Source organism: Paraburkholderia sediminicola (assembly GCF_902859805.1).
Taxonomy (GTDB): Bacteria; Pseudomonadota; Gammaproteobacteria; order Burkholderiales; family Burkholderiaceae; genus Paraburkholderia; species Paraburkholderia sediminicola.
Window position 1 is genome coordinate 18100 of sequence record NZ_CADIKC010000005.1, and the last position, 26997, is coordinate 45096.

The following is a 26997-nucleotide window of genomic DNA, read 5'->3' on the forward strand; positions in this document are numbered from 1 at the left end:
GGACTGCGGTCCGATCATCGAGGCGTCTGCCGCTCTGCGCGACAGACGCCTTTTTGTTGCTTGAAAACAGCTTGCCCGCTCTTTACACTCCAAGGCGATTGCTGCGGCGGGCGTTATTTTTTCTCGCTCGCGCCAGGGTGCACCCACGCACGCTGAAGCACATCTACGCTGAGACGCCGTACCACGCGACATTTTTCGCAGGCTGGAGATTCGAATGGCACCAGCGTCACGGAGCCTCAACACACGCGCCGTCGTGGCGGCTGTGATCGGCAACGCGCTCGAATGGTACGACTTCACCGTGTTCGGTTTCCTCACGGTGGTGATCGCCCAATTATTCTTTCCGGCAGGAAACGATTATTCGTCGATGCTGTTGACTACCGCGACCTTCGGCGTCGCATTCGTCATGCGGCCGATCGGCGGCATCGTGCTCGGACTTTACGCGGATCGCGCGGGACGTAAGGCGGCGCTATCGCTCGTCATTGCACTGATGACGCTCGGCATTCTGCTGCTGGCGATTGCCCCGCCGTATTCGGCAATCGGCATCGGCGCGCCTTTGATGATCGTGCTCGGGCGCTTGCTGCAGGGCTTTTCCGCCGGTGGTGAATTCGGCAGTTCTACGGCCTTGCTGATCGAGGCGGCGCCGTTCTCGAAGCGCGGCTTCTACGGCAGCTGGCAGATGGCGAGCCAGGCGGCGGCGCTTCTGCTCGGTGCTGTGGTTGGCGCGTTGATCACGCACGGCCTTTCGCCCGAGGCGCTGAAGTCATGGGGTTGGCGTGTACCGTTCATCCTCGGCTTGATCATCGGGCCGATCGGCTTTTATATCCGCCGGCGTCTCTCCGATTCGGAAGCCTTTCTGCTTGCGCAAAAAACGGCGCGGCGCGCAACGCTCGGGGAAGTGTTCAGGAGCCATAGCCGCGACGTACTGTGCGGACTCGGTGCCGTGATCGCGCTCACCGTGACGATCTATGTGCTGATCAGCTATCTGCCGACCTTCGCGGTCAAGCAACTGAAGCTGCCTTATGCGCAATCCTTTTACGCGGTGATCGTCGGCAATCTGCTGCTTACCGTGCTCTCACCGTTGACGGGCGCATGGTCGGACAGGATCGGACGCAAGGGACTCTCGCTGTGGTCGCTGATACTGACGCTCGTGATCATCTATCCGCTATTTGCGTGGCTCGCGGCGGCGCCGAGCGTGTCCAAACTGATTCTCGTGCAGGCACTGCTGTCGATTGCGCTGTCCGGATACTACGGGCCGTTCGGTGCGTTGATCGCCGAACTGTTCCCGGCGAACGTGCGCTCGACCGGCTTATCGCTCGCGTACAACGTCGCGGTGATGCTGTTCGGCGGCTTCGGGCCGTTCGCCGTGACCTGGCTTATCAACACCACGGGTTCGCCGCTCGCGCCGACCTATTACGTGATGGGCGGACTGGCGTTGTCGATCGTGGCCGTGGCGTGCATTCCCGGCAAGCGCCACGCGGATCTCGATGCGCGGCGCAAACCGGCTTGAAGGTTCAGCCGAACGGCGTCCGTTCGTCTAGCTGCGTGCCGGTATCAACGGCGGCCGCTTGTCGAACCAGGGCCGCGCTGCTTCGAGTTGCGCGGCCAGTCGCAAAAGCGTTGCCTCACCGCCGTCACGCGTGGCGAACTGCACACCGATAGGCAGTCCGCGTGCGTTCCAGTAGAGCGGCACTGACATCGCCGGTTGTCCGCTCAGATTGAACAACTCCGTGCATCCCGCCCACGCGAACGCCTTGTTCGACGCTTCGGTGAGCAGCTTCTTCATCAAAGCTTCGAGCGGCATCGCCGTGACGGCGCGCATCTGCATGCGCTCCGCGGAGGTGGGATGCATTTCGCCAATCTTGATCGGCGCGCCAGCAAGCGTCGCGCACAGGACCACGTCGTAGCGGCTCAGCAAATCCGTGAGACGTTCGGTGATGCGACGCTGTTCTTCGAGCGCGCTGGGCAAGCCGCGCTCGCCGAGTTTGCGGCCGACGTGCGCCATTGCCCACGTCGAGATTTCGAATTCGTCGCGCAGCGGCTTGCGGCCGGTGATGCGATCGGCGTTCAGCACCATCTCTTCGGCTGTCACGGACCAGAGCATCAGGAACGCATGGCGGACTGCCGCGAAGTCGATGCCGAGCGATACCGGTTCGATGTTATGGCCAAGTGAACTGGCGAGTTGCGCGGCGTCTTCGAGTGCGGCGCGCGAGTCGGCGGAAAGCGAGGGCGCCAGCATCGAATCGGTGACGTAGGCAATGTTCAGCGGCTTGCATGGCTCGCGGCTGGCGCCAAGGAAGGTGCCAGCTGCGCCGAGCGGTCTGTCCGCGTTGCCGCCCAGCAGATCGAGCAGCAACGCGCTGTCACGCACGCTGCGCGATACCGCGTGATCGATGCCGAGCTCACCGACGGCGGGAGTCGGTGTCGCGCGCGGGACACGTCCGCGCGAAGGCTTGAGGCCGAACAGTCCGCAACACGAAGCGGGAATGCGGATCGAGCCGCCGCCGTCCGATGCATGTGCGAGCGGCACGATGCCCGCGGCGACCGCAGCTGCCGCACCGCCGCTCGAACCGCCGGGCGTGTGGTCGAGATTCCACGGATTGCGGCACGCGCCGAACAATTCGGGCTCCGTATAAGGCATCTGGCCGAGTTCGGACGTGCTGGTCTTGGCGAAGATGTTGAGGCCGGCCGCTTTTGCGAGCGCAACGACCGGTGCGTCCTCGGTAGGAATGAAATGGCGGTAGTGACGGCTGCCCATCGACATCCGCAATCCGGCGACGGCTGCGCCCAGATCCTTGATCAGATAGGGCACGCCCGCGAGCGCTGCCTGGGTGCTTCCGTCATTCGCAGGGTTCGCGCCGTTCGCTCTGCTCGCGTCATCACGCGAGGCGCGCTGACGCGCGGCGTCGTAGTCCTTCAGGACGATTGCATTGATCGCGGGATTGACGGCCTCGGTGCGCGAAATCGCGATGTCCAGCAACTCGCGCGCGCTTGCTTCGCGGCTTCGAATCAGTTCGGCGAGGCCGATGGCGTCATAGGCGAGATAGTCTGATTGCACGACGGAGGGACCCTCGCTATCGAGTGTTGAATCTGCCGGTTGCCTATGCGCGTGATGAACGTGGTGGCTGGACGTCCGGATGTTCCTGGTTCATCGGCACGCATGGGAGAAGACGACGCACCGATGGCACGTCGTCTTCGAGAGAGTAACTCAGGTACAGGGGTGAGTTACAGGCGGCGATCACAACCGCGAGTCAAAGCGGCGGGTCGAAGCGGCGAGTTAAGGCCGCGAAGTTACAGCCGCTCACCGAGGAAGGTCAGCGTGCGGCCATGCGCGAGCGCTGCAGCGGGCTGGTTGTACGACGCGCGGTCCGAGCAGTTGAAGCCGTGATCGGCGTTCGGATAGATATTGAATTCCGCATCGGCACGGCCGGCGAAGCGCTCCTGAATCTGGCCGACTGCCGACAGCGGGATATGCGCGTCGAGTTCACCGTAGTGGAATTGCATCGGCACTTTGATCTTCGCGGCCTGATCGAGCTTGTTCTGGATGCCGCCGCCGTAGTACGCCACCGCGCCATCGAGCGTGCCTTGCGCAGCCGCCAGATACGCGAGTTGACCGCCGAAGCAGAAGCCGATCGCCGCAATCTTGCCGGTGACTTCCGGCATCGCGCGCAATGCTGCGGCGGCTGCGCCGATATCGGCCACTGCCTGATCGACATTGGTCTTTTGCATCAGCTCGATGCCTTTCTCGCGATCCGCGCCGTCATATGTCAATTCGACGCGCGGCTGCACGCGCCAGAACACGTCCGGTGCGAGCGCGACGTATCCGTCTTGCGCATACTGATCCGCGACCGAGCGGATATGGCTGTTCACGCCGAAGATTTCCTGAATGATGATGACGGCCGGTCCCTTGCCGCCTTTGGGCAGCGCCAGATAGCCGCCGAAACTGTCGTTGCCGGCGGGAATGTCGATCCAGCGGGAAGTCGTGCTCATGTTGCTCTCCATTTACTCGTGCGTTGATGCGCGCGGTCGGTCTGAATGAATGCCCGAGGCCTGAATGCCTGAGACGGGCGGTCAGTTTGCCACCAAAAGAAACGGCTTGCAGTGAGGCCGGGCGCGGCCCGACAACGCCCGCCGCACGGCGATGATCTCGTAAGGCGAATGAAACATTCTCGATAATTCATTTCTCCGCGCGCGCATGGCTCGGTAGAGTCCAAAGTACTGGCTCGTCGATGCTACGAGCGCTTTGCCGGAGAGGAATCGATCATGAATGAAGGCAGTTTTGTGACGCCGTTTGCGGCGCGTTTCGAATTACGGGTACCGGTCGTGCAGGCGCCGATGGCGGGCGGCGCGACGACGCCGGCGATGGTGGCGGCGGTATCGAATGCCGGCGGTCTCGGCTTCCTCGCGGCGGCGGCACTGTCGCCCGAGAAGATCGCGAGCGAAGTCGCGGCGATTCGCGCGCTGACGGATCGCCCCTTCGGCGTGAATCTGTTTGTACTGGAGCCGGCCGCGCCGGACGAAGCCACCGTGCGCCGCGCGCTCGAAGCCATCGATCCATTACGCACCGATCTCGGTTTGCCATCGGGCCAGCCGCTCGAACGCTATGCGCCGGATTTCCGCGCGCAACTGGAAACGCTGATTGAATTGCGCGTGCCGGTGGCGAGTTTCACATTCGGCTTGCTCCCAGCTGCCGACGTCGCCCGACTGCATGAAAACGGGCTATATGTAATAGGCACCGCGACGCATGTTGCCGAGGGTGTCGCCTGGCGCGACGCGGGCGCCGATGCAATCGCGGCGCAAGGCGCGGAGGCGGGCGCGCATCGCGGCACCTTCATCGGCGCATTCGAAGACGCGCTGGTCGGCACGATGGCGCTCGTGCCGCAACTCGTCGATGCGACCGGCCTGCCGGTGCTGGCCGCCGGCGGCATCATGGACGGACGCGGCATCGTCGCCGCGCTCGCGCTCGGCGCGCAAGCCGCGGTAATGGGCACGGCGTTCCTCACTTGTCTGGAGAGTGCGATACCGCAGGCATGGAAAACCCGAGTGCGTTCGGTGTCGGATACATCGACCTCCGTGACGCGCGCGATCACCGGCCGCCATGCGCGCGGCATACGCAATCCGTTGATGCAGCGCTTAAGCGAGTCGGCGCATAAGGTCGCGCCTTATCCGGTGCAAAACGCCTTGACGCAGGAGCTGCGGCAAACCGCGAGCCGCGCGGGCAACGGCGACTATCTGTCTCTTTGGTCAGGCCAGGGCGCGCCGCTTGCCCGCAAGCGCCGGGAAGGCCTCGGCGCTGCCGAACTGGTTGGGCAACTCGAGCAGGAATGGCATGCGGTGGCAACACGGATCGGCGCGCTCAAGCGTTGATTCGGCATGGCTCGGACGCGCGTCGCGGCAACTGCGGCGCGCTTTGTTTTTACGCAAAAAGCCTATTCGAACCATTAACGGTTTAACACGCTAAAAGCTTTAGGCTGCGCTGTTAGACGATAGGCATACCTAGCGGAAACCCGCATGGGCTGGTGCTTTCCAGCCTGTCTTCCCAGCCGGAATCGGCTCTTGTTGGATAAACGCTATTAGTGTTCATCCCACTTCCTCAAAAAAGTCCCACAATTTAATTTGATGGCCTACACTTGCGCGCAAGTACGGTTTGCCGTCTGCCACAAACAGTCCGGTGAACGTGCTGGCCAAGTGCATGAACGATGCAACCGGCGTGGTCGTCCACGGGACTGAGCGACACGTGTAGGGAAGCGGGGGCACAGGGCGATTACGTTGTTTTTGGGACCGAAACTGGAGACTTACATGAACATCAAGATTCAAAAGCTTTTGCCGATCAGCGCTGCGGCCATGTTGTTTGCGTCATTGGCTACGGGCGCGGTGGCGGACGAGGTCGTCAAGATCGGCCACGTTGCACCGTTGACCGGCGGTATCGCTCACCTGGGTAAAGACAACGAAAACGGCGCGCGTCTGGCTGTTGAAGAAATCAACGCCAAGGGCCTGACGATCGGCGGCCAGAAAATCACGCTGCAACTCGACGCACAAGACGACGCAGCTGACCCGCGTACGGCTACGCAAGTTGCGCAGAAGCTGGTTGACGATAAGGTCGTCGCAGTGGTCGGCCACTTGAACTCGGGCACGTCGATCCCGGCTTCGAAGATCTATAGCGATGCTGGCATCGTGCAGATCTCGCCGTCGGCAACGAACCCGGCCTACACGCAACAAGGTTTCAAGACGACGTACCGCGTCGTGGCGACCGATGCGCAACAAGGTCCGGCACTGGCTAACTACGCAGCCAAGGGCCTGAAAGTGAAGAGCGTCGCGATCGTCGACGACTCGACCGCTTACGGTCAAGGTCTCGCCAACGAATTCGAAAAGACCGCCAAGTCGCTGGGCCTGAACGTGATGTCGCATGACGCGACGAACGACAAGGCTGTCGACTTCCGCGCGATTCTGACGAAGATCAAGGGCGAAAACCCGGACGCGATCATGTACGGCGGTATGGACGCAACCGGCGGCCCGTTCGCCAAGCAAGCCAAGCAGCTCGGCCTGCGTGCGAAGGTTCTGGCAGGCGACGGCGTGTGTACCGACAAGCTGTCGGACCTGGCTGGCGACGCAACCGACAACATCGTCTGCTCGGAAGCCGGTATGGCGCTCGAGAAGATGGCTGGCGGCGCAGCGTTCCTCGCCAAGTATCAGAAGCGTTTCGGTCAGCCGATCCAGATCTACGCTCCGTTCACGTATGACGCTGTGTACATCATCGTCGACGCTATGAAGCGTGCGAACTCGACCGATCCGGCGAAGATCCTGGCAGCAATGCCGGCGACCGACTACAAGGGTGTGATCGGCGAAACCACGTTCGACTCGAAGGGCGACCTTCAACACGGCGTGATCTCGCTGTACAACTACAAGGCAGGCAAGAAGACGCTGCTCGACGTAGTGAAGATGTAAGAGCCGCATGACCGAAGACAGCTGTGTTTGTCTTCGGTCATGCAGTTAAAAGGCACGCGCGCCGCAAGGCTCGCGTGCCTTTTCTTTTGAGCGTTTGCGTGCGAGGCTGGCGAGCTTGGGAACATCGTTTGGGAGAATGCCGTGACCACTGAGATCCGTTCGATCGACAACGGCTGGCGCCGCTGGATTGCCGAGAATCTGCTGCTCGACGCACCGCCGCCCGCGCTGCATGGTGCGCTGGTCGGACATGGTTTCGACCCGGCCGATGCCGCGCGCGAAATCGAGACGGCGCTCGCGAGTCCCTACTTTGAGGGTGCCGTGCGTTTGCGCAATCGTTTGCGCAAACGCGAATGGATATTGTCGGTGTACGGCACGCTCAATCGCATGCGCGCCGGAAGCGGTGTGGTCGAACGGCGCGAGCGCTTATCGCGTGACGAGTTCTTTGAGCAGTACTACTTTCAGAACCGGCCGGTCATCATCACCGGCGCGTTCGATTTCTGGCCGGCGCGCACGCAGTGGAGTTTCGACTACTTTCGCGAGCGGTGCGGCGAGTGTGAAGTCGAAGTGCAGTTCGGCCGCGAGTCGGATGCGAATTACGAAATCAATCAGCCCAAGCTCAAGCGCATGATGCGCTTTGCCGATTATGTCGATCTCGTCGAGCGCAGCGGCCCGACTAACGATTTCTACATGACCGCCAATAACACCTCGCACAATCGCGCGGCCCTTGCGGCGTTATGGTCAGACGTGCCGGCTATCCGCGAATATCTCGATGCCGAGTCGCCCGAGACGGGTTTTTTCTGGATGGGGCCGCCAGGAACGAAAACGCCGTTTCACCATGATCTGACCAATAACTTCATGGCGCAGGTGGTCGGCCGCAAACAGATCAAGCTGGTGCCGTTGTCCGATACGCCGCATATGGCAAACATGCTGCATTGTTATTCGGAGGTGGACGGTGGTGCGATCGACTACGAGCGTTTCCCGTCGATGCGCAATGCGCATTTGATGGAGTGCACGCTCGAACCCGGCGAATTGCTGTTTCTGCCGATCGGCTGGTGGCATTACGTGGAAGGACTCGATGCGTCGGTGACGATGACGTTCACCAATTTTCTGCAGCGTAACGACTTCTCGCGCGACTACGTGACGTATCACGAGCTGTGAAAAAAAACGGCGAACCGGTTGACCCGGCTCGCCGCTCCCCCCTTCGACGCTTGTTTTTTTCGCGTCTTTATTGACTGTCGTTTTTCGTATTCGTTACTTCTTGCTCGTCAGGCCGCCCAGACCGCCGAGCAGGCCACCGCCCGTGGTGCCGCCGGTCGAGGTGCCCGAACCGGTCAATGCGCCAGTGACGGTGCCCAGCAGACCCGTGATCGGCGCAAGCGGGTTGCTGGTGCTGCCCGTGCCGCCCGAACCCGCAGCCGATCCGAGCGCGCCTGTCAGCGACGACACTGCCGACGTCACCGGTGCCAGCGGGTTGCTGCCGCCGCCGCTGCCGCCGGTCCCGCCGCCCAATGCACCCGTGACCGAGTTCAGCACACCGGTCAGCGGTGCCAGCGGGCTGCTGCCCGAGCTACCGCCGAGGCCACCGAGACTGCCCGTTACGGTGCTGAGGACGCTGGTCAGTGGTGCCAGCGGGCTGCTGCCTGAACTGCCGCCGAGGCCACCGAGACTGCCCGTTACGGTATTGAGGACGCTGGTAATCGGCGCAAGCGGGCTGCCCGAACCGCTGCCTCCGGTCAGGCCGCCGCTCAAGGTGCCGGGCAATGCGGTGAGAATGCTGGTCAACGGCGCCAGCGGATTGCCCGTTGCGCCGCCGCTGCCGCCCGGATTCAGGATGCCCGTGAGACCGCCGAGCGGGTTGCCGCTGCTCGTGCCGCCCGCAGTCAGCAGGCCGCCGGCCGACGTGACCGTGTCGCCGAGCTTGGTCACGACATTGCCGAGGTTCTGACCGATCGGGTTGTTGGTCGCGTTGCTGACCTGGCTGCCCGCGGTATCGAGGCCGTGGCCGATGGTCGACAGCAAACCGTTCAGCGGTGCGCCGAGTCCGGTCGTATCGCCGACGGTTTGGGTCGTTTGCGCGAGCGTGGCGGTGATCGGCGTGATCGCGGTGCTGACGGTCTGCGTCACTTGCTGGATCGGGCCGTTCGTTAGCTGCGAGGTCAGTTGCGTGCCAAGGCCGCTGACTGCAATGCCGAGCGTCGAGACCGTGCTGCCGAGCGGCGTGGTCAGCGGACTGAGCGGTGCGGTGGGACCGCTGCCGAGACTCGTCACGAGCTGGCCGGCGCTGTTGACGGCCTGGCCTGCGTTATAAACGAGGCCGCCGCTGCTCGCCAGCGTCGTACCGAGCGGATCGGTGGAATTGCCGAGCTGACCGAGGCCGTTCGCCGCACCTGTGCCGACTGCGGTGACACCGGCGCCGAGATTCGAGACGACGTTGCCGAGCGCGGTCGTGGTGGCCGGATTCGAGCCGGGGATCGGCGTGAGGCCGATCTGGTTGCCGATTGCGGAGACGGTCTGGCCGGTCGCGGACACCACGTTGCCAGTGTTCTGGACGACGACGCCGATCGGATTGGCGCTGGATGGTGTGGGCGTCGGTGTTGGAGTAGGCGTCGGCGTCGGCGTCGGCGTCGGCGTCGGAGTAGGCGTCGGTGTGGGCGTCGGAGTCGGAGTAGGCGTCGGAGTCGGAGTGGGTGTCGGTGTCGGAGTAGGCGTGGGTGTCGGCGTCGGCGTGCCGCTTCCGTTCCCCGAGCCGGAGCCCGAGCCTGAACCGTTGCCGGAACCACTACCCGACCCGCTCGAGACGCCCGGTCTGACCAACGTGCTTCCGCATCCGGTCAGTAGGATCATCGACGTCACGCACATGGCGATCGCCGATAGTTTGAAATTGCGATTCATGGTCTGCTCCCCCGTAATTTGGAAATTGCCAGGGAGCTAACTGCAAGGCCTATGCCATTTATGTTTGCATGATCGATGCAAAGAATAAAGTCATACAGATCAATAAGTTGCGAGCGTGCGCACGAAACGGGGAGGGTGCTCAGGCCACCGATGTGGCGGGGAACACATCAGCGTGCAGGGCTCGCGTAACGTAACGTAAGAACGCCGGGTTTCATATGGCGTGACGCATCGCCGATGCAACAGCAGCGCGAGTCTGCGTCAGATCTTCAAACGCCGCAGCACCTTCGGACCGGCGATCGCGATCAGGGCTGAACACACGGCCACCACGGACAATCCGATTGGCAAGCTGGTCGCCTGCGTCACCGCGCCGATGATCACCGGCCCGAGCAACAACCCGAAGTACGCCAGCCCGGCGACATGCGCGAGCCCTTCGGCCGCGTGAATGCCTTTGACGCTCGCCGCTGCCGCAAACAGCACAGGCATCATGTTCGCGAGGCCGAGACCCATCAGCGTGAAGCCGATGAGGGCGACGACCGGATTTGGCAGCAGCAGTGCGCCGACCATCCCCGCGCAGGCAAGCGACGCGCTCGCCATTACCAGTTGCGGGGCACCGAAGCGGGCGCGCACGGCGTCGCCGGCGAAACGCGCCGCTGCCATGCCGCCCGAAAACGCCGCGTAGGCCGCGCTCGCGAGAGCTGGCGTGGACAGCACGACGTCGCGCATGTAGACGGTCGCCCAATCGTACATCGCACCTTCGGCGATCAGCGCGACCAGCGCCATGGCACCGAGCGCCCACAAGGCCGGCGATCGCCAGCGATTGGCGCGCGGCGTGGCGGCGTCGGGATGGTCGGCGTGGGGCACGTGCGGCAGTACGGAAGGGCAGGCCGCGATCAGCACCAGCGCGCTGATCGCCGCGGCCAGCGTGAGGTGCACGGCCGGCGCCATGCCGCGCGATAACAGGACCCCGCCCACCGCCGCGCCAGCCATCCCGCCGACGCTGAACATGCCGTGCAGCGCTGACATGATCGGCCGGCCGAGCGCTTTCTCGACAGCGCTGGCTTCCGCGTTCATCGCGACGTCGAGCGTGGCCATGCCCGCGCCGAAGACGGCCAGCACGATCAGCAACATCCAGTAAGCCGGCACGATCAGAATCAGCACCGCGCATGCCGACATCACCAGGCCGCCCGTTAGACAAGCCCGGCGCGTGCCGACCCGCGCAATCCAGGAAGCGTTCGCCGCCATGGCGCCGATCGAGCCACCGGCGAGAGCTAGCAGCGCGTACGAAAGCATCGCCGCGTTCAGATGGAAGCGGTCGCGCACTGTCGGCACGTGCACCCCCCACGACGCGTACATCATGCCGGCGATGAAAAACAACGCCATCGTGGCGACACGGGCGCGCTGTCGTGCGGTGTCGGAGAGATCGCGATGAGCAGCGGGGAGGGTGACGAATTCGGAGGAGCGGTCTGACACGGAAATCTCGAGGAGGGAGTGCGCGTAAGAAAGCGCGCTGAAAGCGAATTTCCGATTCTAACGAAGCGCGCTGTCTTATGCTTGGAGCGAATTGATCCAATGCTTAGCCATCGAGGAACGCGCACTTGAACATTCCCGCTCACGCTCCGCTGCATCTGCTTCATATGGCCGCTATCGGTACGCTCGCTACTCACGCGCGTCAGCCGGAAGGTTTTCCTTACCCTTCGGTGCTGCCGTTCGCACCGGACCCGCAGCATCGTCCGACGATTCTCGTGAGCCGGCTCGCCGAGCATACGCACAACTTGCACGCGGACCCGCGCGCCGGCTTTCTGGTCGTCGACGCACCGGACGGCGACGTGCTGAGCGGCCAGCGCGTCACTTTGCTCGGCACGTTCGAACCGATCGACTCGACCCCCGAAGTCGTACGGCGCTATCTGCGCTATCACCCGGACGCCGAACGCTACTTGGTTCTCGGCGATTTCACGTTCTGGGCGATGAAGCTGGAACGGCTGCGCTATATCGGCGGCTTCGGCGCGATGGGCTGGCTTGCCGGCGCCGACCTCGATCCCCTGCCGCCACTTGGTCTCGATGAAGAAAACGCGCTCATCGAGCATTTCGCCGTTCGTTCCCAAGGCGCCGACGGACCTCAATTGCTTGGCGTCGATCGCTATGGCGCTGATCTGAAGCTGGGCGGCGCGCGTACCCGTTTTGTCTTCGACGATGTGAAACGCAATACTGAAACCTTGCATGCGGCGCTCGAAGATTGCATCGAGCGTCACGCTAATTGAGTTTCGATTGCTGTTTGGGGAAAACACTCATGCCGTAATAACAAGAAAGAGCGCGGGCCGTAATATGTTCCGACGTTTCATGTTGAAGCTTTCATCGCATGAAATGTTGGAGCAATTTTCTTATCTTACGTTTCATTTTTTGATAGTTAATTCATTAATCACTGATGTGCAGCCGCGCTTTTCAGCGGAATGCGAAAATTATCTATTTGAAAGGGTTCGCGTAACACCGCGTCTCAGTGAAATTTTTTGAAACGTATTGAGATTAATTTTACGGCGCCGCTTTTGTAGTTTTTCTATTTTGTGTTAATCTCGCCATCAAATTCCGAGGCATGATCACTTCAAAGGGCAAGCCGGCTTAAGACTGGCAGTCATTTATCCAAACCATAAGGGAACCTATGTCTTCCTACAAGGAACTACTCGCACAGCGCGAGAAGCTCGAAAAGCAGATCGAAGAAGCAAAGTCGCGTGAATATGCAGAAGTGTTGAATGAGATCAAGCAGAAAATGGCCGATTACGGCATTTCGCTGACTGAACTCGGTGGTGGCCGTGGTGCCAAGGCTGCTAAAGCCGGTCGTCCGCGTGCTGGCGTCGCGCCGAAGTATCGTGACCCGGATAGCGGCAGCACGTGGTCGGGCCGCGGCAAGCCGCCGCGCTGGATCGCAGGTCTGGATCGCGAGAAATTTCTGATCCAGAAGTAATAGTTATACGGTCAATCAGTGGCGCCTAAAGCGCGCGCTGTTGCCGGAAAAAAACCGCGTACCGTCAAGGGCGCGGTTTTTTTATTTCCGCTGCAAATTGCCGTGACTCTTTGTCACACGCGCTCCATGAAACTGGAACGCGAATGCTTTTCGTTTAGATAAGCGTCTGATTTAAAAGGTTTTTTTGTGGTTTATCCAGCGCATATCGAGATGTGCCGGGTAGAATGCAGGCATTGAACTTTTCCGTTTGTTTCAGAGATGCCTTCCACCGCCGCCGTCCAGTCCGTCGAGAAACATCGCGTTGCGCGCAAAACTACCTTTGTCAGTATTGCGCTCAATACGGTGCTGATGGGGCTGCAAATTGTCATCGGCGTGTTTGCCCATTCGCAGGCGCTGGTCGCCGACGGTATCCATTCGTTAGCCGATCTGATTTCCGATTTTGTCGTGCTAATCGCTAATCGGCACAGCGGCGCCAAGCCCGACGCGGATCACAATTACGGACATAGCCGCTATGAAACGGTTGCGTCATTGTTTTTGGGTGCGCTGCTGATTGTGGTCGGCGTTGGTATGTTGTGGCGCGCCGGCACGCGCCTCGCCGATTTGCAAAGCATCCCCGCCGTGCATATGAGCGCGCTCGCGGTCGCTGTGCTGGTGCTGATTTCCAAAGAAAGCCTGTTTCGCTACATGCTGCGCGAAGCGCAACGCGTGCGTTCAGCCATGTTGATCGCGAACGCATGGCATGCACGCTCGGACGCCGCTTCGTCATTGGTGGTCGCGATTGGCATTATCGGCAGCCTCGCGGGCGTGCGTCTGCTCGATCCGATCGCCGCGGCGATTGTCGGTTTCATGGTGGCGCGCATGGGCTGGATGTTCGGTTGGGACGCGCTGCAAGATCTTTCCGACCGCGCGCTCGACGAAGCCGCCTCCGCCGACATGCGCGCGCTATTGCTCGCGACGCCCGGCGTACGCGACGTGCATGAAATGCGCACCCGCAAGATGGGTGACTTCGCGCTGGTCGACGCGCACATTCTGGTCGACCCGATGATCTCGGTATCGGAAGGGCACTACATCGCCGAATCGGCGCGCCTGCGCGTGCTGGCCGACAACCGCGTGCTCGACGCGCTGATCCATGTCGATCCGGAGAACGACGCGGTTGCGCGCCCGCCCGTCAATCTGCCGACCCGGGAGCGGGTGGTCGCCGAAGTCAACGCGGCGCTCGCCGCGGGTGGCGTGAAGGCCGCATCGGTCAATATGCATTACTTGAGCACAGGGCTCGATGTCGAAGTGGTTCTGCCGACGCCGGGTGTGCGCGCGGCCGAAAGCGGTGAACCATGTCTTGCTCATGTCGATCTGGACGCGCTAAGGCGCCGTCTCGGCGCCCGCAAGCTGAACGTGCTGCAGGGAGTGGACGCGCCGCAGGCCGAAAGCAGCGTTCCGACGGAAGCAGGGTCCGGCGACACCATCGCCAGCGCCAAGGCTGAGCAACCGCATAGCGCCACGTGAGTGCCGGGGCTCGAGCCGAGAATCGGCCAGCCGTGCGTAAGCCGCCGCCTCAGAGCGTGGCGGCGGCGCGGCAGGTTTAAGGTTAAGACGGTATTGCGATATGTCGTGACGGGTTCACAGTCTCACAACGGTAACTGCGTATCGAATTTGATCTCGCGCAGCACGACGCTCGTGCGCACTTGCGCGACGGCGGGAATCTTGAAGATGCGTTCGTGCAGAAAGCTGTCGTACGCCTTGATGTCCGGCGCGACGATCTTGAGGATGTAATCGGATTCACCGGTCGTGCTGTAGCACTCGGTGACCTCCGGGCAGGTCGCGATTTCCCGCTCGAACTGTTCGACCCCGCCCTCGGTGTGACGGGTGAGATGAATATGCGCGAGCGCGCAGACGTGCAGCCCCAGCTTTTCGCGATCCAGCAATGCCGTGTAGCGCTGGATCACCCCGGATTGCTCCATATCCTTGATACGGCGCCAGCACGGGGTGCTTGACAGGCCGACCTGGTCGGAAATCTCTTGCACCGACCGGCGTGCGTCGAGCTGCAGCAGGCGCAGGATTTTTTGAGAGAACGTATCGAGTGTCAACTGCGCCTCCGTTGGCGTCGCCCTATCAACGCATGGTAGAGGTCTCGAAAACGAAACGCAATGTAAAACGGCTTCGGCGAGGGAGATTACCTAATTTGCTGGTTCCTCAGCGGCGTTTTGTCCTGAGCCGTCCCCATCTCTAGCGGCCGTCAGCGTGGCCGCCTGGACGGCGCGCAGATCCTTGAGCATGTTGCAGAAAAGCGCGCCCTGTTCGATCGCGTCATCCAGCGCGACATGCGTGTGCGGATGTTCGTCGAACCAGTGCTTCGGGAAACGCGGCTTGATGTTCTTGCGGTACGGCAGGCCAGTCAGTGCAAAGGCCAGCGTTTTGATATCGAGCGCCGACCACGAAAACGGGCAGCGGCCGACAAACCGCATCATGTACCAGAACATATAGGTGAAGTCGAAACCGGCCGGCATTGCCACGAACACCGGTTTGCCCGGCAACGCCTCAACCCATTCGACATAGGCCGTCAGCGCGGCCTGCGGATTTTGCAAATCCTTGCGGCAGGCTTCCCACGCTTCCGGCTGCGTCTTCCACCATGCTTCCTGCACCGGGTGCGGCGTGGCGCCGTCGAGCAATTCCAGATTCGCGGAGAACGTGGCGATCAGTTGCTTGTCTTCCGTGTACGCGGCGGAGGCGAAACTGAGCATCGAATGCGGACCGGGAATCGGACCGTCCGCTTCGACATCGGTGCTCACGTAGATTTCGCTGCTCATGCTTTGACTCCGTCGGCGACATACGGATTGGTGCGGCGCTCGGCGCCGAACGTGGAAGTGGGGCCGTGGCCCGGAACAAAGGTGACGTCGTCGCCGAGTGGCCAGAGTTTTTCGCGGATCGCGCGTACCAGGTCGGCGTGATTGCCGCGTGGAAAATCCGTGCGGCCGATCGAGCCGGCGAACAGCACGTCGCCCACCAGTGCGAGCCGATGCGCGCGGCTGAAGAACACCACGTGGCCTGGCGTGTGGCCGGGGCAGTGATAGACCTCGAGGGTTTCGTCGCCGAATTTCACGGTCTCGCCGTCTTGCAGCCAGCGGTCCGGCTCGAACGCTTCGGCAGCAGGAAAGCCGAAGCGCGTGCTCTGATCCGGCAGCTTGTCGAGCCAGAAGCTTTCGTCAGGATGCGGTCCTTCGATCGGCACGCCGTAATGCGTGGCAAGTGTCTTCGCGCCGGCGCAGTGATCGATGTGGCCATGCGTGAGGAATACTTTTTCGACCGTCACTTTCTGGCGCGCGATTTCACCCTGGATGACATCGAGGTCGCCGCCCGGATCGACGACAGCCGCGCGTCCGGTTGCCTCGCAAACGAGCAGCGAGCTGTTCTGCTGGAACGGCGTAACGGGGATCAGGGTGACTTTCATGGATGACGGCGCCGCTGGAAAAACGTTGATTGTACCGGCGTCTCGTCGACGCTCGTCGAGCGCGCGGAGGCCCTGCCGCAGCAGGCTTTGGGCTGCCCATTTTTGCAGCAGAAGTGAAAATTCATCAAGGTTTTCAGTCGCTTGCCATCCCAAATTTTTCTTTTGGGTATAATGGCCTCCATGCACAAGGAATTGTGCATGCCACACGGCGATGCGTCCCCATCAAAAATGGGCACGCGGATTGCCACTCAAGTATGGGCTGTCGCAGTTTTGGGCGGCCATCAGGTATCGATGCATTCGATGCACACGTCTTACCCAGCCAGGCGCCGCGCGCCTGCAACGGACTTAAATGCCGTGACGCTGGGTGGGGCCTACGCCGCTGTTCCTGCGCGCTGAGTTCCGCGCGCAAGAACGTGTTTGCCACGTTCGATGGCGGCATGTGGGGTCTGGTCAGGCTGCCGGGGACAGGTTGCGCCAGACGTGAAAATTAACCGTGCGGTAGCGGCTGGGTAGCCGCATCCGGGCCTTGACGTACTGCGCTTTTCTGCGCGGCGCGTTGTCGTCCATTGCCGCCGGAGTCGCAGGCAACACGCTCAACTTTTCGCGTGATGCGGCTCGACAATTTGATTGCACGTCTTATGAAAACTCGGTTATCCCGTGGTCTGGGGACTCTTTTTGCCTTTTTTGTGCTGGCCGGCTGTGCCACGCCTCCGGGCGCGAGCAGCACGTCTGACAGCGGCGCGCCGCTGAGCACGAAGAATGCGCAGGCAGGTTCCTTCGGCCCGCAAGCTTTCGGTAGCGCGCCGGCATCCGGCGCAGCCGCCAAAGGCTCGTCGCTGGCCGATGCGCAGCCGCTCACTGACGACAGTCCCAGCGTTTCGGACTTTCATCAGATCGGTCGCGCCTCGTGGTACGGCCGCGGCTTCCATGGCCGCCGCACCGCCAACGGCGAACGTTTCGACATGCACGCGCTGACCGCGGCGCATCGCACGCTGCCGCTCGGCTCGTATGTTCGCGTGACCAATCCGGCCACGTCGCGCTCGGTTGTCGTGCGCATCAACGATCGCGGCCCGTATGCGCGTGGCCGGATCATCGATCTGTCGATGGCCGCCGCCTCTGCGCTCGACATGCGCCACGCCGGTACCGCGCGCGTTCAGATCGAAGGATTGACGCGCCAGGAAGCACGTGCTGAGATGAATGAAACGCTGGCGTCGAACTCAGAGAAGTAATGTGCAGTGGCCGCGGGAGCGTCTCTGACGCGCTCGTGACGCCGGGCAACATGGCGCCAACTCGCGCCGTTGTTCGCCAAAAGACAGAGGGCCGCTTCGCGCGGCCCCTTTCTTTTACTCATCAACCGTGGCTGCACGCAGCCGCTCATTCTTTTCGGTCCTGGCTCGTTCTGCAAGCCTGATCCGCTGGCGGGCATCCCTTCTCTCCCGCCTTATTCCTCGTCTTTCTTAAGCGCCAAAGCGCGCGTGTAGAGCGCATTGCGCGACGCGCCGGTAAGGGTCGCCGCAATTTTTGCCGCGCTGCTCACCGTCAACTCCTCCAGCAGGATGCCCAGCAACGCGTCGTGATCGTGTTCGCCCGCGGCTTCCGGCTGTGCGCCTTCCACCACCAGAACGAACTCACCGCGTTGCCGGTTCGGATCGGCCTCGAGCCACGTTGGCCCTTCGGCCAGGGTGCCGCGATGCAGCGCTTCATGTAACTTCGTCAATTCCCGTGCGATCAGCAGCTTGCGTTCGCCCCCGAATGCGTCAGCCAACGCCTGCACCGTTTCGACGATCCGGTGCGGCGCTTCGTAGAACACCATTGCGTGCGGGTGGTTTGCGAGCGCTTGCAGCGCCGCGGCACGTGCTTTTGCCTTGGGCGGCAGGAAGCCGAGGAACGAGAACGTCGCGACCCAGTCGCCGGCAGCGCTCAATGCGGTGGCGAGCGCGCTTGCGCCGGGTAGAGGAATGACCGGGAAACCGGCTTCGCGCACGGCGTCGACGAGTTTCGCACCGGGGTCCGAGATGCCGGGCGTGCCCGCATCGGATACGTAGGCCACGCGTTCGCCCGCTTGCAGATGCTCGATCAGGCGCAGCGCCGCGGCCCGCTCGTTGTGCTGATGAACCGCGACAAGCGGCTTCGAGATGCCATAGCGCGCGAGCAGTTGGCCGGTGTTGCGGGTGTCTTCGGCGGCGATGCGATCCACCAGTCCGAGCACATGCAACGCGCGCAGCGTGACGTCGGCAATGTTGCCGATCGGCGTGGCCACCACATACAGCGCGGCGGCAGGGTACTGCTGCCCTTGCGCGAGTTCGGAGAGAGGAGTCATGAGGCAGAAGACGCAGACAGACAGAACGAGGCCGCCATTGTGCCACGCAGCGGCGCGTGAACCGGGCGGTGGGCAGGCGAGTGCCCGGGCTGACGGCCACAACTTTTCGAGACCAAGCGGGTCCAAACTCGTCGGCGCGGCTTTCGAGGTGCGTGCGATGGAGTTTTTGCAGCGGCAGCGTTTGCGTTTCGTTGCGCGCAACGTGCTGTGCCGGGGCGGTGAGATCGACCTGGTGATGCGCGACCGTGACGGCGCGCTGGTATTCGTCGAAGTTCGCGCGCGTGCGCAGCAGCATTATGGCGGCGCGGCAGCGAGCATCGGCTGGCAAAAGAAGCAGCGGATCGTGCGTGCGGCGCGGCACTACCTGGCAACCCGCACCAGGTCTTCGCATGATGAGCCCGCGTGCCGTTTCGACGTGATTGCGTTCGAAGCTGGCCGGCTCGTGTGGCTGCGCGATGCGTTTCGCGCCGACGAAGTCTGATGCAGTGCACGGAGAACAGGCGTGAGTGCGATAAACTTGCGCTCGCGTGCGGACCTCGTGAACCACACCGGCGTACAAAAAGCAGCGACGGCGTAGCGCATTTCGAGATGTTTTTGCGCATTCGCGCGGTGTCGCCGGCATGGTTCATCAGAGCGGCACGACTTCGCAATACGACTTCACAACACGGCCGCGCATTGCGGTCTATTCGCGGTAGAAACCAGAGACTCGATGTCAGTCGAACGCATTCAACAACACTTCCGCGACAGCGCGGCAGTCAAACTCGAAGCCCTCGAATCCCTGTCGATGCCGATCGCCGCAGCGATCGACACGATGTTCGCTGCGCTTGCCAACGGCAGCCGCATTCTTGCGTGCGGCAACGGCGGCTCGGCGGCCGACGCACAACATTTCGCCGCCGAACTGATCGGTCGCTTTGAGCGGGAGCGCCCTGGCTTGCCGGCGATTGCGCTGACCACCGACACCTCCGTGCTCACCGCCATCGCCAACGACTACTCATTCGAGCAGATTTTTTCGAAGCAGGTATGGGCGCTTGGCCAGCCAGGCGATGTGTTGCTTGCCATCACCACGTCCGGCAATTCCGCCAATGTGCTGGCCGCGATCGATGCCGCGCACGAGCGCGAAATGATCGTGGTCGCGCTGACCGGTAAGGGCGGCGGCCGTATGCAGGAAGTACTGAGCGATACCGATATTCATATTTGTGTGCCGTCCGATCGCACCGCGCGTATTCAGGAAGTGCATTTGCTGACCATCCATTGTCTGTGCGACGGCATCGATGCCATGTTGCTGGGCGAAGACTGAGATTGATTCCGAAGGAGAGCTAGTTGATGAGCGTATTCCGCGTCAAGAAAACACTGGTGAGAACCGTGCTGGTGGTCGGGTTCGCCGCGGGACTGTCCGCGACGTTGCAGGGTTGCTTTCTCGCCGTTGCCGGCGCGGCGGGCGGCGGCGCGCTGGTAGCGACCGACCGGCGCACGCTCGGCGCGCAGACCGAGGATCGCGAGATGCAGGTGAAGGCGCTGGCGCAGATCAGCCAGAACTTGCCCGACAACGCGCACGTCAACGTGACCGTGTTCAACCGCCGCGTGCTGCTGACCGGCGAAGTGGCGGGGGACGTCTCGAAGCAACGTGCGGAGACCATCGTGCGTGGCTTGAACAACGTCAACACGATCGTCAACGAACTGGCGATCATGCCGGCCAGCTCGTTCTCGTCGCGCACGAATGACACTTACCTCGAGACGCGCGTGAAGACTGCGCTGATCGCCGAGAAGAACATTTCGGCGAACAACTTCAAGGTCGTGGCCGAGCGCGGCTCGGTGTATCTGATGGGCCTTGTCACGATGGACGAAGGCAATCGCGGCGCCGACGTCGCGAGCCGCGTGCCGGGCGTGGTGCAGGTCGTGAAGGTGTTCCAGTACATCCAGCCGCAGGAAGCCGCAGCGGCTGCCGCTGCGGCGGCGACCGCACCGGTTGCCGCTTCGCAGCCGGACGCGAGCGCGCCGACTGTCGGTGCGATCCCCGATTCATCGGTGAGCTCGCGTCCGCTCGATCAGCAGGCACCGGCGCCGGTCACCAATTCGAACGCGGTGCATCCGGGTAATCCGAAGGCGACGACCCCATGAAGCGGGGCGTTGCTTTCGTTGTCGCGATGTTGACGGCTGGCGCGCTGGCGGGTGCTTTTGCATCTTCAGCGCGTGCGGCCGATGCACCGCGTGGCCAGATCGTTGCTAACTCGAATGCCTGCATGGGATGTCACGCGGTAGACCGTAAACTGGTCGGCCCGTCGTTCCAGCAGATCGCTACGAAGTACAAAGGCGATGCGCAAGCGCCTGCAAAATTGGCGCGCAAGGTGAAGGACGGTGGCTCCGGCGTGTGGGGCATGATTCCGATGCCGGCGCATCAGTCGATGAGCGACGCGGATATTCGTACTGTGGTGGATTGGGTGCTGGCTGGCGCGCCGTCCAAGTGATGTTTTGCTGCCCCTTTTGCCTCCGGGTTTTAGCGCCGTGGGGGCTTGGCAAATCGCAAAATGCCTGTGCTAGAATTGTTTGCACGTTGGGGGGGTAGCTCAGCTGGGAGAGCGTCGCGTTCGCAATGCGAAGGTCGGGAGTTCGATCCTCCTCCTCTCCACCATAGATCACATCGAAAGTTGTCCGAGATGAGACAGGAAGGATATTTTTGCACTAGGTGCAGCGATATGCTTTCATATACAAAGTGCAACTTAATGCTTCGACGACAAAGCCGACCTAGAGTCGGCCTTTTCGTTTCTGGGCATCTGCGAGATAGATTGAGCCGGAAGAGAGGCGAGTGAGCGAGCGCAAGGGGATAAGCGTTGATTTTTTCGGCTAGCGACGGGCGATTGGCAGTGTGTCGAAGGTCTGCTCCGGACCGACTGCCGTCCGAAGCGTGTCGAATCCAATCGCTCCGTGTCGTCTTAAGGCGTGCGGCTGAGTGCAACTGAACTCGGTCGCTCGTTGTTAGAACATCCAGCGACTGATTCCCGGAGTCACGCGACCGTTCTCGCCGGCTTATACTATTGACCATGAAAAACTACCTGCCTACTGCATCGGGAGTGCCCTAGTTATCGATAACTAGGAGCTTCAAGTGCACCAGATTCAACAGTACCAGTCCAGCGTTACGCTGTTCTCGCGCGACGGCCGCGTTTCGGTGTACCCCTCGCTGAAAACGGCGCTCAAGGCACTCGGCGAGCGCTGGATTACGGACAACGTCGGCGCAGACTTTCGCATGTTCGACCGCTCGACGCGATGGTTTGACCAGGTACGCAACGCATGTGTCTGCGAACCTCGTTACCTCTTGCGTGACTTCATCATGCGCGACGACGCGGATGGAGTCGTGACGCTGGCCAGCTTCCACCCGTACATCGTGCGCCGCCGGCGATTGCGCTGGCAGAGTCCACTAAATAAGTGGAATGGCGAAGGCCCGGTGCCGGGCGTGCGTTGTCACCGCGGCGGCCGGCACTACTTTCGGCGCCCCAAGAGCATGATGGAACGCCGTCAGGCAGCCTTGGTGCTTAAGGAAGAAGGCGAGGTGCCGCCGCGCAGTGCTCGCAGTTTCTGCAATCTGCCCGATGCTTACGACGACTACGGTGTGTCGTCCAGCGGCGACCGTTGCTGGAAGCGCTATCGCCGCACCCAGTGGAAAACTACACGAGACTGAACGAAAAGGCTGGCATGGGATGCCCCTGCCGGCCCTTTTCTTTTCCGGTTCGCTAGTCGCAGACCGTGCGGGAATGGCGTTATACGGCGCGGAGGCCCGCGAACGACAGTTCGGCGCCGGACTCGACGCGGCAACTGGAAGAAGGCCACCGCATCAGTGAATTACACGCCCAAGTTCAATTGTCACGGGAACCGAGTCATCGTTTTAACTGGTCATCTGCTCAGGTTCGATGGCAGATGAATACAAAAACCTTTAGGGCGACGACTACGCCACAGACTATGGATCAGTCCACTGACCAACGCATATCGGCCGTTTGAGCGAGCCACTGTCGGGCAGCTGTGACAGTCTGCTTGTGGCCGAAACTTGCCGGGCGCGGTGGACCGTCATCGTTTAGGTTTATTCGATGCCTGCCCACAAGCACGCACTCGTGGGTGACGACGCCGCGTGCGGGCAGGCGTTGAATAAACCTAAACGACCTCGGTCGGTCGGTGCCCCTCATCGTGTTTGCGGCGACAGACTCGTTGCGGTCATTGGGGCGCGAACCAGCATGTTTCAATGACCGGTCTGTGAGCGTAAGCTGCCGGCGGACCGGCGGCTAGGTCGAAGTGTCGACTGCGACGGCTACGCGTTGGTGGCAGATTCCGAGAGGGGCTCGATGCGGCAGCCCATGATCACCGCATGAAGCGATGGCTGGCTCATATCGGAGCTGCTGGTGTTCTCGCCATCGACGAACCAGACTGCGGCCTCGTCGATGACCATCGCAACCAAAAGTGACAGTCCAAAGAAGATCTTGGGGCCGAATGGCAACAGGATCGGGCGTGCCACGTTGCGCATGCCACGCACCAACGACAACAGCGTGTGATAGGCATCGACGGGTGACAGTACCTCGTATTCCAACTGCTTGGTCTTACGTTCAAGCAGTAGCTCCTTGTTCTGGGCTTGGACCTCGCGGAGGTATTTCTCCTCCGGAGAAGTTGGCACGAAGAGCCAGGTGCCGCCCGGCTCCAGATACTCCGCCGCGCCGATGGCTTTGCCTTTCTCATAGCCTAGGGCGATGACCAACTCGATCGGGTTGTCCGGCGCGGCTGTCCAGCCCGCGAACTCGCTGTTCACCGGGGCGATGCGCCGAATGGCCGTCGACCAGTTCACCGGCGGCTTCACGAACCGCGCCAGGCTGTAGGTGATCTGCAGCTCGACGGGACCCTCCTTGGCCAGATCCTTAACCGCAGCAAAGAGCGCGCCAATGTGCTGCCGGGCCAGGCATGACAGGTCTATAAGGATCGATGCGGCTCCATCCGCATCACGCGCCAGGGTGCGGACCGTGTCACACGCTGCGGAGCAGGTCAGCTGCTCGATCTGTTGACGGCGCAGCGACTTGGGGTCGGTGGTTGCAGGAGTGTCGCAGACGGCGACGACCCGAGAGCCGCCGACGTCGATTTCGTCCTGCAGTAGATTGAGCATGTGGCCGCGGCGCGAACCAGAGTCTGCGGCAACGACCACCAGAGACGGTGCCTTGCTCAGGCTAGCTGTAGGCCCTTTGCCCTCGATTCTCTTTTGGCTCAGGTTGCGGACGGCTAGTTCGCCCATAGGTCTCCCTGGATCAATTGCCCGGCTGGATTGGCGGTCGGATCGTCTTGGCTGGTCGGTGTTTCCGGCTTGGCCTCTAAGATGGTCGAGAGCGATACCGACTTCGATTTCCGCATCGGCAGTTTGAAAACCGGGGCGAGCAAATAGGTCAGACGGAACCGCAAGCCACGCAGGGTGGGAAATCCACCGACGTCGGCAGCGATCTGGTAGCAGACGATTGCACCATGGTTCACGGCGATTCTTAAGGCATGTTCCACGTCATCGCTGACGCGCTCATCAACGACGAACGACATGGGCGGGTCTTCGACGAAGGTCGCCGTGACGAGCCGGTTGTGGAAGTAGTCACCGATCTTGGACAGCACGTCGTAGATTGGCGTGGACGTTTTGATAGAGCCAAATTGCTCGTTGGCGACGGACTGCAGCATTTCAGCGTAGCGCTGGCAGTTCCATTGCACCCCTGCAGTCTGCTGCGGCGTTGGCACCGGGAACTGGACTTGATCGTTGTTCGACATGATCCGCGTAATGAGACCGATCAGCCAGCGCGGATTACCCTCGCTGATCGCCGCGATTGACTCCCAGCCAGAGTAGGCCGTGTTGAATGGCTTTACGCCGCGCTTCTTCCCAACACTCTTGCCCTTGTAGGCATTGCGGAAGGCCACCAGTGGCGCGATCTTGCGCAGGGTATTGCCGTGGCGATCGCTGGGCTGCATTCCCAACTCACGCGACACGTCGATCTGCTTGCGGCGCAAGAACTCCTGAAAGGTCGGATCTTTCTCGGCCAGCGCTTGGAACTGCTCCGTCACCTGTTTTTTATTGCGGCCTGTTAGGGTAAACAGGTCGATCTGCGCCGCGTCTTCGCTATCGTCGACCACAGCATAGGCCGAGGTACCGAAGACCTCACTCGGCATTTTGCCGGCGAGCGCAGGGTAGATACTGCTGCGCGACAGAAACACCTGCTGGCAGAACTCGATGGCCTCGGTTTTGTCCGCATACCAGAGCTGGACCTGTTGCACGTCATTGTTCTGGCTGGGTGGGGCACTGCCCTGCTGGTCGTAGAGTAGGTCTGGGCCGCAAGGAGCTAGTGCCACCTTCAGGAGGAGCTTTTGCGCGCCACTCGCGCGCATCGCGGCCAGCACGGTCTTTTGCAGGTGCATGGGCGCCACCTCAAATTCGTCGAGCAGCAGACACCAGCGGTGATGCGGCCTACGATAGGCCGCATCAAAGGCCTGCAGCGCCTGCGAAGCGGACTCCAGCATATCAATGCCCAGGTATTCCTGAGTTGGGGTATCGGTGAGCTTAAGCTTGGCCCGTAGCCGGGTGTCGCGTTTGATATTGAGCAGCCGTTCTCTAAGGGCATCGACCAGGCTGGCCGGGGATAGCGATACGGGCTGGACTTTCCAAAGCCTCGCAATCGTCGCAATGACCCGCTCCAGGTCAGCCTGTGTCGGCTCGTCAGTTGCAGTTTCGGCACCCGGTTCGAGGCGAAGCACGGGGTTAAGTGCCACATGCCGGTCTATGCCGATCGCCACGGAGAGCAGCACGTGTGTGACAAAAGCGGCCTCAGAGAACAAGATGCCGACCGTCTCGTCTTGGCCAGCCTCGATTAGCGATTCGAGCATCGTGCCCCAGGCGATGTCCGAGGGAACGTAGACTCCGGTGTAGGCAACCGTCTGTTTGTATGGCTCGGCGGCGGCGCCGGTCCAGGCTTCTTGGCCCTCCACGCTGAGCATCTTGAACAGCGTCGTCTTGCCACCGCCTCGCGGACCTACCAGCACCGAATTCCAAGCGCCGGCCAGCTGGGTGAACTTTGTGGATGGCACGAACGTCCTTGCCACCTCAGCGTAGGACATCGCCTTGGCGTTGAAGGGTTCGAGGAAGGTTTGGCGACTCATGATGCTGCCTTTTCAAGCTTCGTCCACTGGCCGTCCTTGCCGTCGACGTGGATATGCAAGCTGTGCCGCGCGCGCAGGCGCTGGCGGACTCGGTTGCGGTCCTCAGGAGGCAGTAGATCAGCGTCAGGCACCCTGCGGATTACTTCGCTCCAATCCATGGGCAGTGGCGACAGCGCCGCGATGTCAGTGATTACACGACCCACATCTCGTGCGCCGAAGGCCGCTCCGTCGTAGATGCCGTCACCGTCCGGTCTGGCCGGCTCCCAGCCACGCCCGGTGAACCAGTCCCAGGTTTGGAACCGGCCCGTCAATCCGTGAGCTTCCAAGCGGACTTTGAGCAGGTAGAACTGGTTCCTTACGGTGCCCTTGACTTCCTCAATGTGGATGGCCAAGCTGGCGGCGCCGAAAACGACGGGCTGAAGGCCGCTGCCCGATGCCTGCCCCAGTCGAGCTTCATGCTTATGACCATGCACGACCAGCCAGTCGCCTTGGTCGGCCAACAGCTTCAGCAGTTCCTGTCCATTGTCGATGAAATCGTGGGCACCGGCTCCATCCTGTGTATGCGACTCTGGGGGGTGATGCATGATGGCCACGCTGATCCTCTTGGGGTCGCACTGCGTCAGCGCGACCTTGAGTTCGCCGACGGCCGAGGGCGGGAAGGTGCCCCGTTCATGCTCGAACTCGTCGTGACCGTGCTCGCTGCAACTGTTCACGATCAGTATCTGGTACTTGGCTGCCGTCACTAGCAACAGGCTGGCGCCGAAATAGCGGATGCGGTGGTCCCGCCCTTGCTGGTGATCTATGTCGCCGCGGGTCACCGATGGATAGGGCGGGTGCAGGCACTTGAGCTGTTCGAACGGGCCGTAGCCGGCTTTGAGGTTGCGGATCACCGCCTTCTTAAGCATCTCGGCTTGGCTGCGTGACGTCACGTCATGGTTGCCTGTGGCACTGACAACGTGCTCGCAGTTCATGAGCTTGCCCAAGTCAACCAGGTGCTTCCATCCGGCAGACAGCGTGTTGGCGCTGTTCTGGAAGGCAATGTCGCCTGGGCACAGAATCGCGTCGGCTTCCAGTCCTTTGTCAGCGACCAACTCTTTGAGCCCCGCCCATGGGTTGGTGGTTGGAAGGTCGCTGGCCAGCTCACCGCTCTTCTTGATCTTGAGATGGGATCCGTGCTCTTCGGTAAAATGCGGATCACCCAAGATCGCGAAAACGGCTTCAACTGTGCCTATCTCTTGCTCGGTAACGTCCTCCACCACGACGCGCTTCCTTGAATATTGGTTTGTTGGG

General features: G+C 61.7%; 24 protein-coding genes and 1 tRNA gene. 14 read left to right on the plus strand and 11 right to left on the minus strand.

Annotation, left to right across the window (positions count from 1 at the left end):
- Positions 1–214: 214 nt before the first annotated feature.
- On the plus strand, positions 215–1507 hold the full coding sequence (locus R8871_RS18805; RefSeq protein WP_175051831.1) for an MFS transporter: 1293 nt from the start codon (positions 215–217) through the stop codon (positions 1505–1507).
- A gap of 27 nt (positions 1508–1534) precedes the next feature.
- Here R8871_RS18805 and R8871_RS18810 read toward each other — a convergent pair whose 3' ends face one another.
- Positions 1535–3055: an amidase gene (locus tag R8871_RS18810; protein ID WP_175051832.1), complete on the minus strand. Its 1521-nt coding sequence runs from the start codon at positions 3053–3055 to the stop codon at positions 1535–1537.
- Between the two features lie 233 nt (positions 3056–3288).
- The gene (locus R8871_RS18815; protein WP_175051833.1) at positions 3289–3987 is read right to left on the minus strand and encodes a dienelactone hydrolase family protein; all 699 of its coding nucleotides are present in this window, start codon (positions 3985–3987) and stop codon (positions 3289–3291) included.
- Positions 3988–4260: 273 nt separating this feature from the next.
- Here R8871_RS18815 and R8871_RS18820 point away from each other — a divergent pair, with 273 nt between their 5' ends.
- The 3 genes from R8871_RS18820 to R8871_RS18830 all read left to right on the plus strand — a co-directional run bounded on the left by R8871_RS18820 (position 4261) and on the right by R8871_RS18830 (position 8100).
- A complete protein-coding gene (locus tag R8871_RS18820; RefSeq protein WP_175051834.1) occupies positions 4261–5364 on the plus strand; it encodes an NAD(P)H-dependent flavin oxidoreductase in 1104 nt (367 codons plus the stop codon).
- Positions 5365–5796: 432 nt separating this feature from the next.
- Positions 5797–6942, plus strand: coding sequence for a branched-chain amino acid ABC transporter substrate-binding protein (locus tag R8871_RS18825; RefSeq protein ID WP_054037935.1), 1146 nt, complete (start codon positions 5797–5799; stop codon positions 6940–6942).
- Between the two features lie 141 nt (positions 6943–7083).
- Positions 7084–8100 carry a cupin-like domain-containing protein gene (locus R8871_RS18830; protein ID WP_175051835.1) on the plus strand — a complete coding sequence of 339 codons (1017 nt, stop codon included), beginning with the start codon at positions 7084–7086 and terminating at the stop codon, positions 8098–8100.
- A 93-nt stretch (positions 8101–8193) separates the two neighbouring features.
- On the opposite strand, the gene R8871_RS18835 is transcribed toward R8871_RS18830, so the two are convergent.
- Together R8871_RS18835 and R8871_RS18840 are read right to left on the minus strand one after the other, a co-directional pair.
- Positions 8194–9834, minus strand: a complete 1641-nt coding sequence (locus R8871_RS18835) for a collagen-like triple helix repeat-containing protein (RefSeq protein ID WP_175051836.1) — start codon at positions 9832–9834, stop codon at positions 8194–8196.
- 258 nt (positions 9835–10092) lie between these two features.
- Entirely contained in the window at positions 10093–11304 is a 1212-nt protein-coding gene (locus R8871_RS18840; protein WP_175051837.1) for an MFS transporter, read from the minus strand.
- Between the two features lie 125 nt (positions 11305–11429).
- Between R8871_RS18840 and R8871_RS18845 the strand changes: the two genes are divergently transcribed.
- From R8871_RS18845 to R8871_RS18855, 3 genes are all read left to right on the plus strand, one after another.
- The gene (locus tag R8871_RS18845) at positions 11430–12092 is read left to right on the plus strand and encodes a HugZ family pyridoxamine 5'-phosphate oxidase (RefSeq protein ID WP_175051838.1); all 663 of its coding nucleotides are present in this window, start codon (positions 11430–11432) and stop codon (positions 12090–12092) included.
- Between the two features lie 395 nt (positions 12093–12487).
- Entirely contained in the window at positions 12488–12790 is a 303-nt protein-coding gene (locus tag R8871_RS18850; RefSeq protein ID WP_054037926.1) for an H-NS histone family protein, read from the plus strand.
- Between the two features lie 258 nt (positions 12791–13048).
- Positions 13049–14293: a cation diffusion facilitator family transporter gene (locus tag R8871_RS18855; protein WP_175051839.1), complete on the plus strand. Its 1245-nt coding sequence runs from the start codon at positions 13049–13051 to the stop codon at positions 14291–14293.
- Between the two features lie 122 nt (positions 14294–14415).
- Here R8871_RS18855 and R8871_RS18860 read toward each other — a convergent pair whose 3' ends face one another.
- From R8871_RS18860 to R8871_RS18870, 3 genes are all read right to left on the minus strand, one after another.
- Entirely contained in the window at positions 14416–14874 is a 459-nt protein-coding gene (locus R8871_RS18860; protein WP_012431468.1) for an Lrp/AsnC family transcriptional regulator, read from the minus strand.
- Positions 14875–14964: 90 nt separating this feature from the next.
- Positions 14965–15594, minus strand: coding sequence for a 3'-5' exonuclease family protein (locus tag R8871_RS18865; protein ID WP_175051840.1), 630 nt, complete (start codon positions 15592–15594; stop codon positions 14965–14967).
- Positions 15591–16235: an MBL fold metallo-hydrolase gene (locus R8871_RS18870; RefSeq protein WP_175051841.1), complete on the minus strand. Its 645-nt coding sequence runs from the start codon at positions 16233–16235 to the stop codon at positions 15591–15593. Before R8871_RS18870 ends, R8871_RS18865 begins: the two co-directional genes overlap by 4 nt.
- Before the next feature lie 638 nt (positions 16236–16873).
- On the opposite strand from R8871_RS18870, the gene R8871_RS18875 reads away from it, so the two are divergent.
- Positions 16874–17464 (plus strand): septal ring lytic transglycosylase RlpA family protein, encoded by a 591-nt coding sequence (locus R8871_RS18875; protein WP_407673167.1) that lies wholly within the window; start codon positions 16874–16876, stop codon positions 17462–17464.
- Between the two features lie 212 nt (positions 17465–17676).
- Here R8871_RS18875 and rsmI read toward each other — a convergent pair whose 3' ends face one another.
- Positions 17677–18555: a 16S rRNA (cytidine(1402)-2'-O)-methyltransferase gene (gene rsmI / locus R8871_RS18880; RefSeq protein ID WP_175051843.1), complete on the minus strand. Its 879-nt coding sequence runs from the start codon at positions 18553–18555 to the stop codon at positions 17677–17679.
- Between the two features lie 37 nt (positions 18556–18592).
- On the opposite strand from rsmI, the gene R8871_RS18885 reads away from it, so the two are divergent.
- From R8871_RS18885 to R8871_RS18910, 6 genes are all read left to right on the plus strand, one after another.
- Entirely contained in the window at positions 18593–19036 is a 444-nt protein-coding gene (locus tag R8871_RS18885; RefSeq protein WP_407673176.1) for a YraN family protein, read from the plus strand.
- Between the two features lie 228 nt (positions 19037–19264).
- On the plus strand, positions 19265–19852 hold the full coding sequence (locus R8871_RS18890) for a phosphoheptose isomerase (RefSeq protein ID WP_175051845.1): 588 nt from the start codon (positions 19265–19267) through the stop codon (positions 19850–19852).
- Between the two features lie 26 nt (positions 19853–19878).
- Complete coding sequence (locus R8871_RS18895) at positions 19879–20673, plus strand: BON domain-containing protein (protein WP_175051846.1); 795 nt, start codon at positions 19879–19881, stop codon at positions 20671–20673.
- Entirely contained in the window at positions 20670–21020 is a 351-nt protein-coding gene (locus tag R8871_RS18900) for a c-type cytochrome (RefSeq protein WP_175051847.1), read from the plus strand. The genes R8871_RS18895 and R8871_RS18900 overlap by 4 nt, the downstream gene beginning before the upstream one ends.
- A gap of 88 nt (positions 21021–21108) precedes the next feature.
- A tRNA-Ala gene (locus R8871_RS18905) sits at positions 21109–21184 on the plus strand.
- Positions 21185–21655: 471 nt separating this feature from the next.
- Complete coding sequence (locus tag R8871_RS18910; RefSeq protein ID WP_175051848.1) at positions 21656–22228, plus strand: hypothetical protein; 573 nt, start codon at positions 21656–21658, stop codon at positions 22226–22228.
- Positions 22229–22849: 621 nt separating this feature from the next.
- Here the strand turns inward: R8871_RS18910 and R8871_RS18915 are convergent.
- The 3 genes from R8871_RS18915 to R8871_RS18925 are packed head-to-tail and all read right to left on the minus strand — an operon-like array spanning position 22850 to position 26966.
- Positions 22850–23815, minus strand: coding sequence for a hypothetical protein (locus R8871_RS18915; protein ID WP_175051849.1), 966 nt, complete (start codon positions 23813–23815; stop codon positions 22850–22852).
- Positions 23803–25707, minus strand: a complete 1905-nt coding sequence (locus R8871_RS18920; RefSeq protein WP_175051850.1) for an ORC-CDC6 family AAA ATPase — start codon at positions 25705–25707, stop codon at positions 23803–23805. Before R8871_RS18920 ends, R8871_RS18915 begins: the two co-directional genes overlap by 13 nt.
- A complete protein-coding gene (locus tag R8871_RS18925; RefSeq protein ID WP_175051851.1) occupies positions 25704–26966 on the minus strand; it encodes a metallophosphoesterase family protein in 1263 nt (420 codons plus the stop codon). The genes R8871_RS18920 and R8871_RS18925 overlap by 4 nt, the downstream gene beginning before the upstream one ends.
- Between the last annotated feature and the right edge of the window lie 31 nt (positions 26967–26997).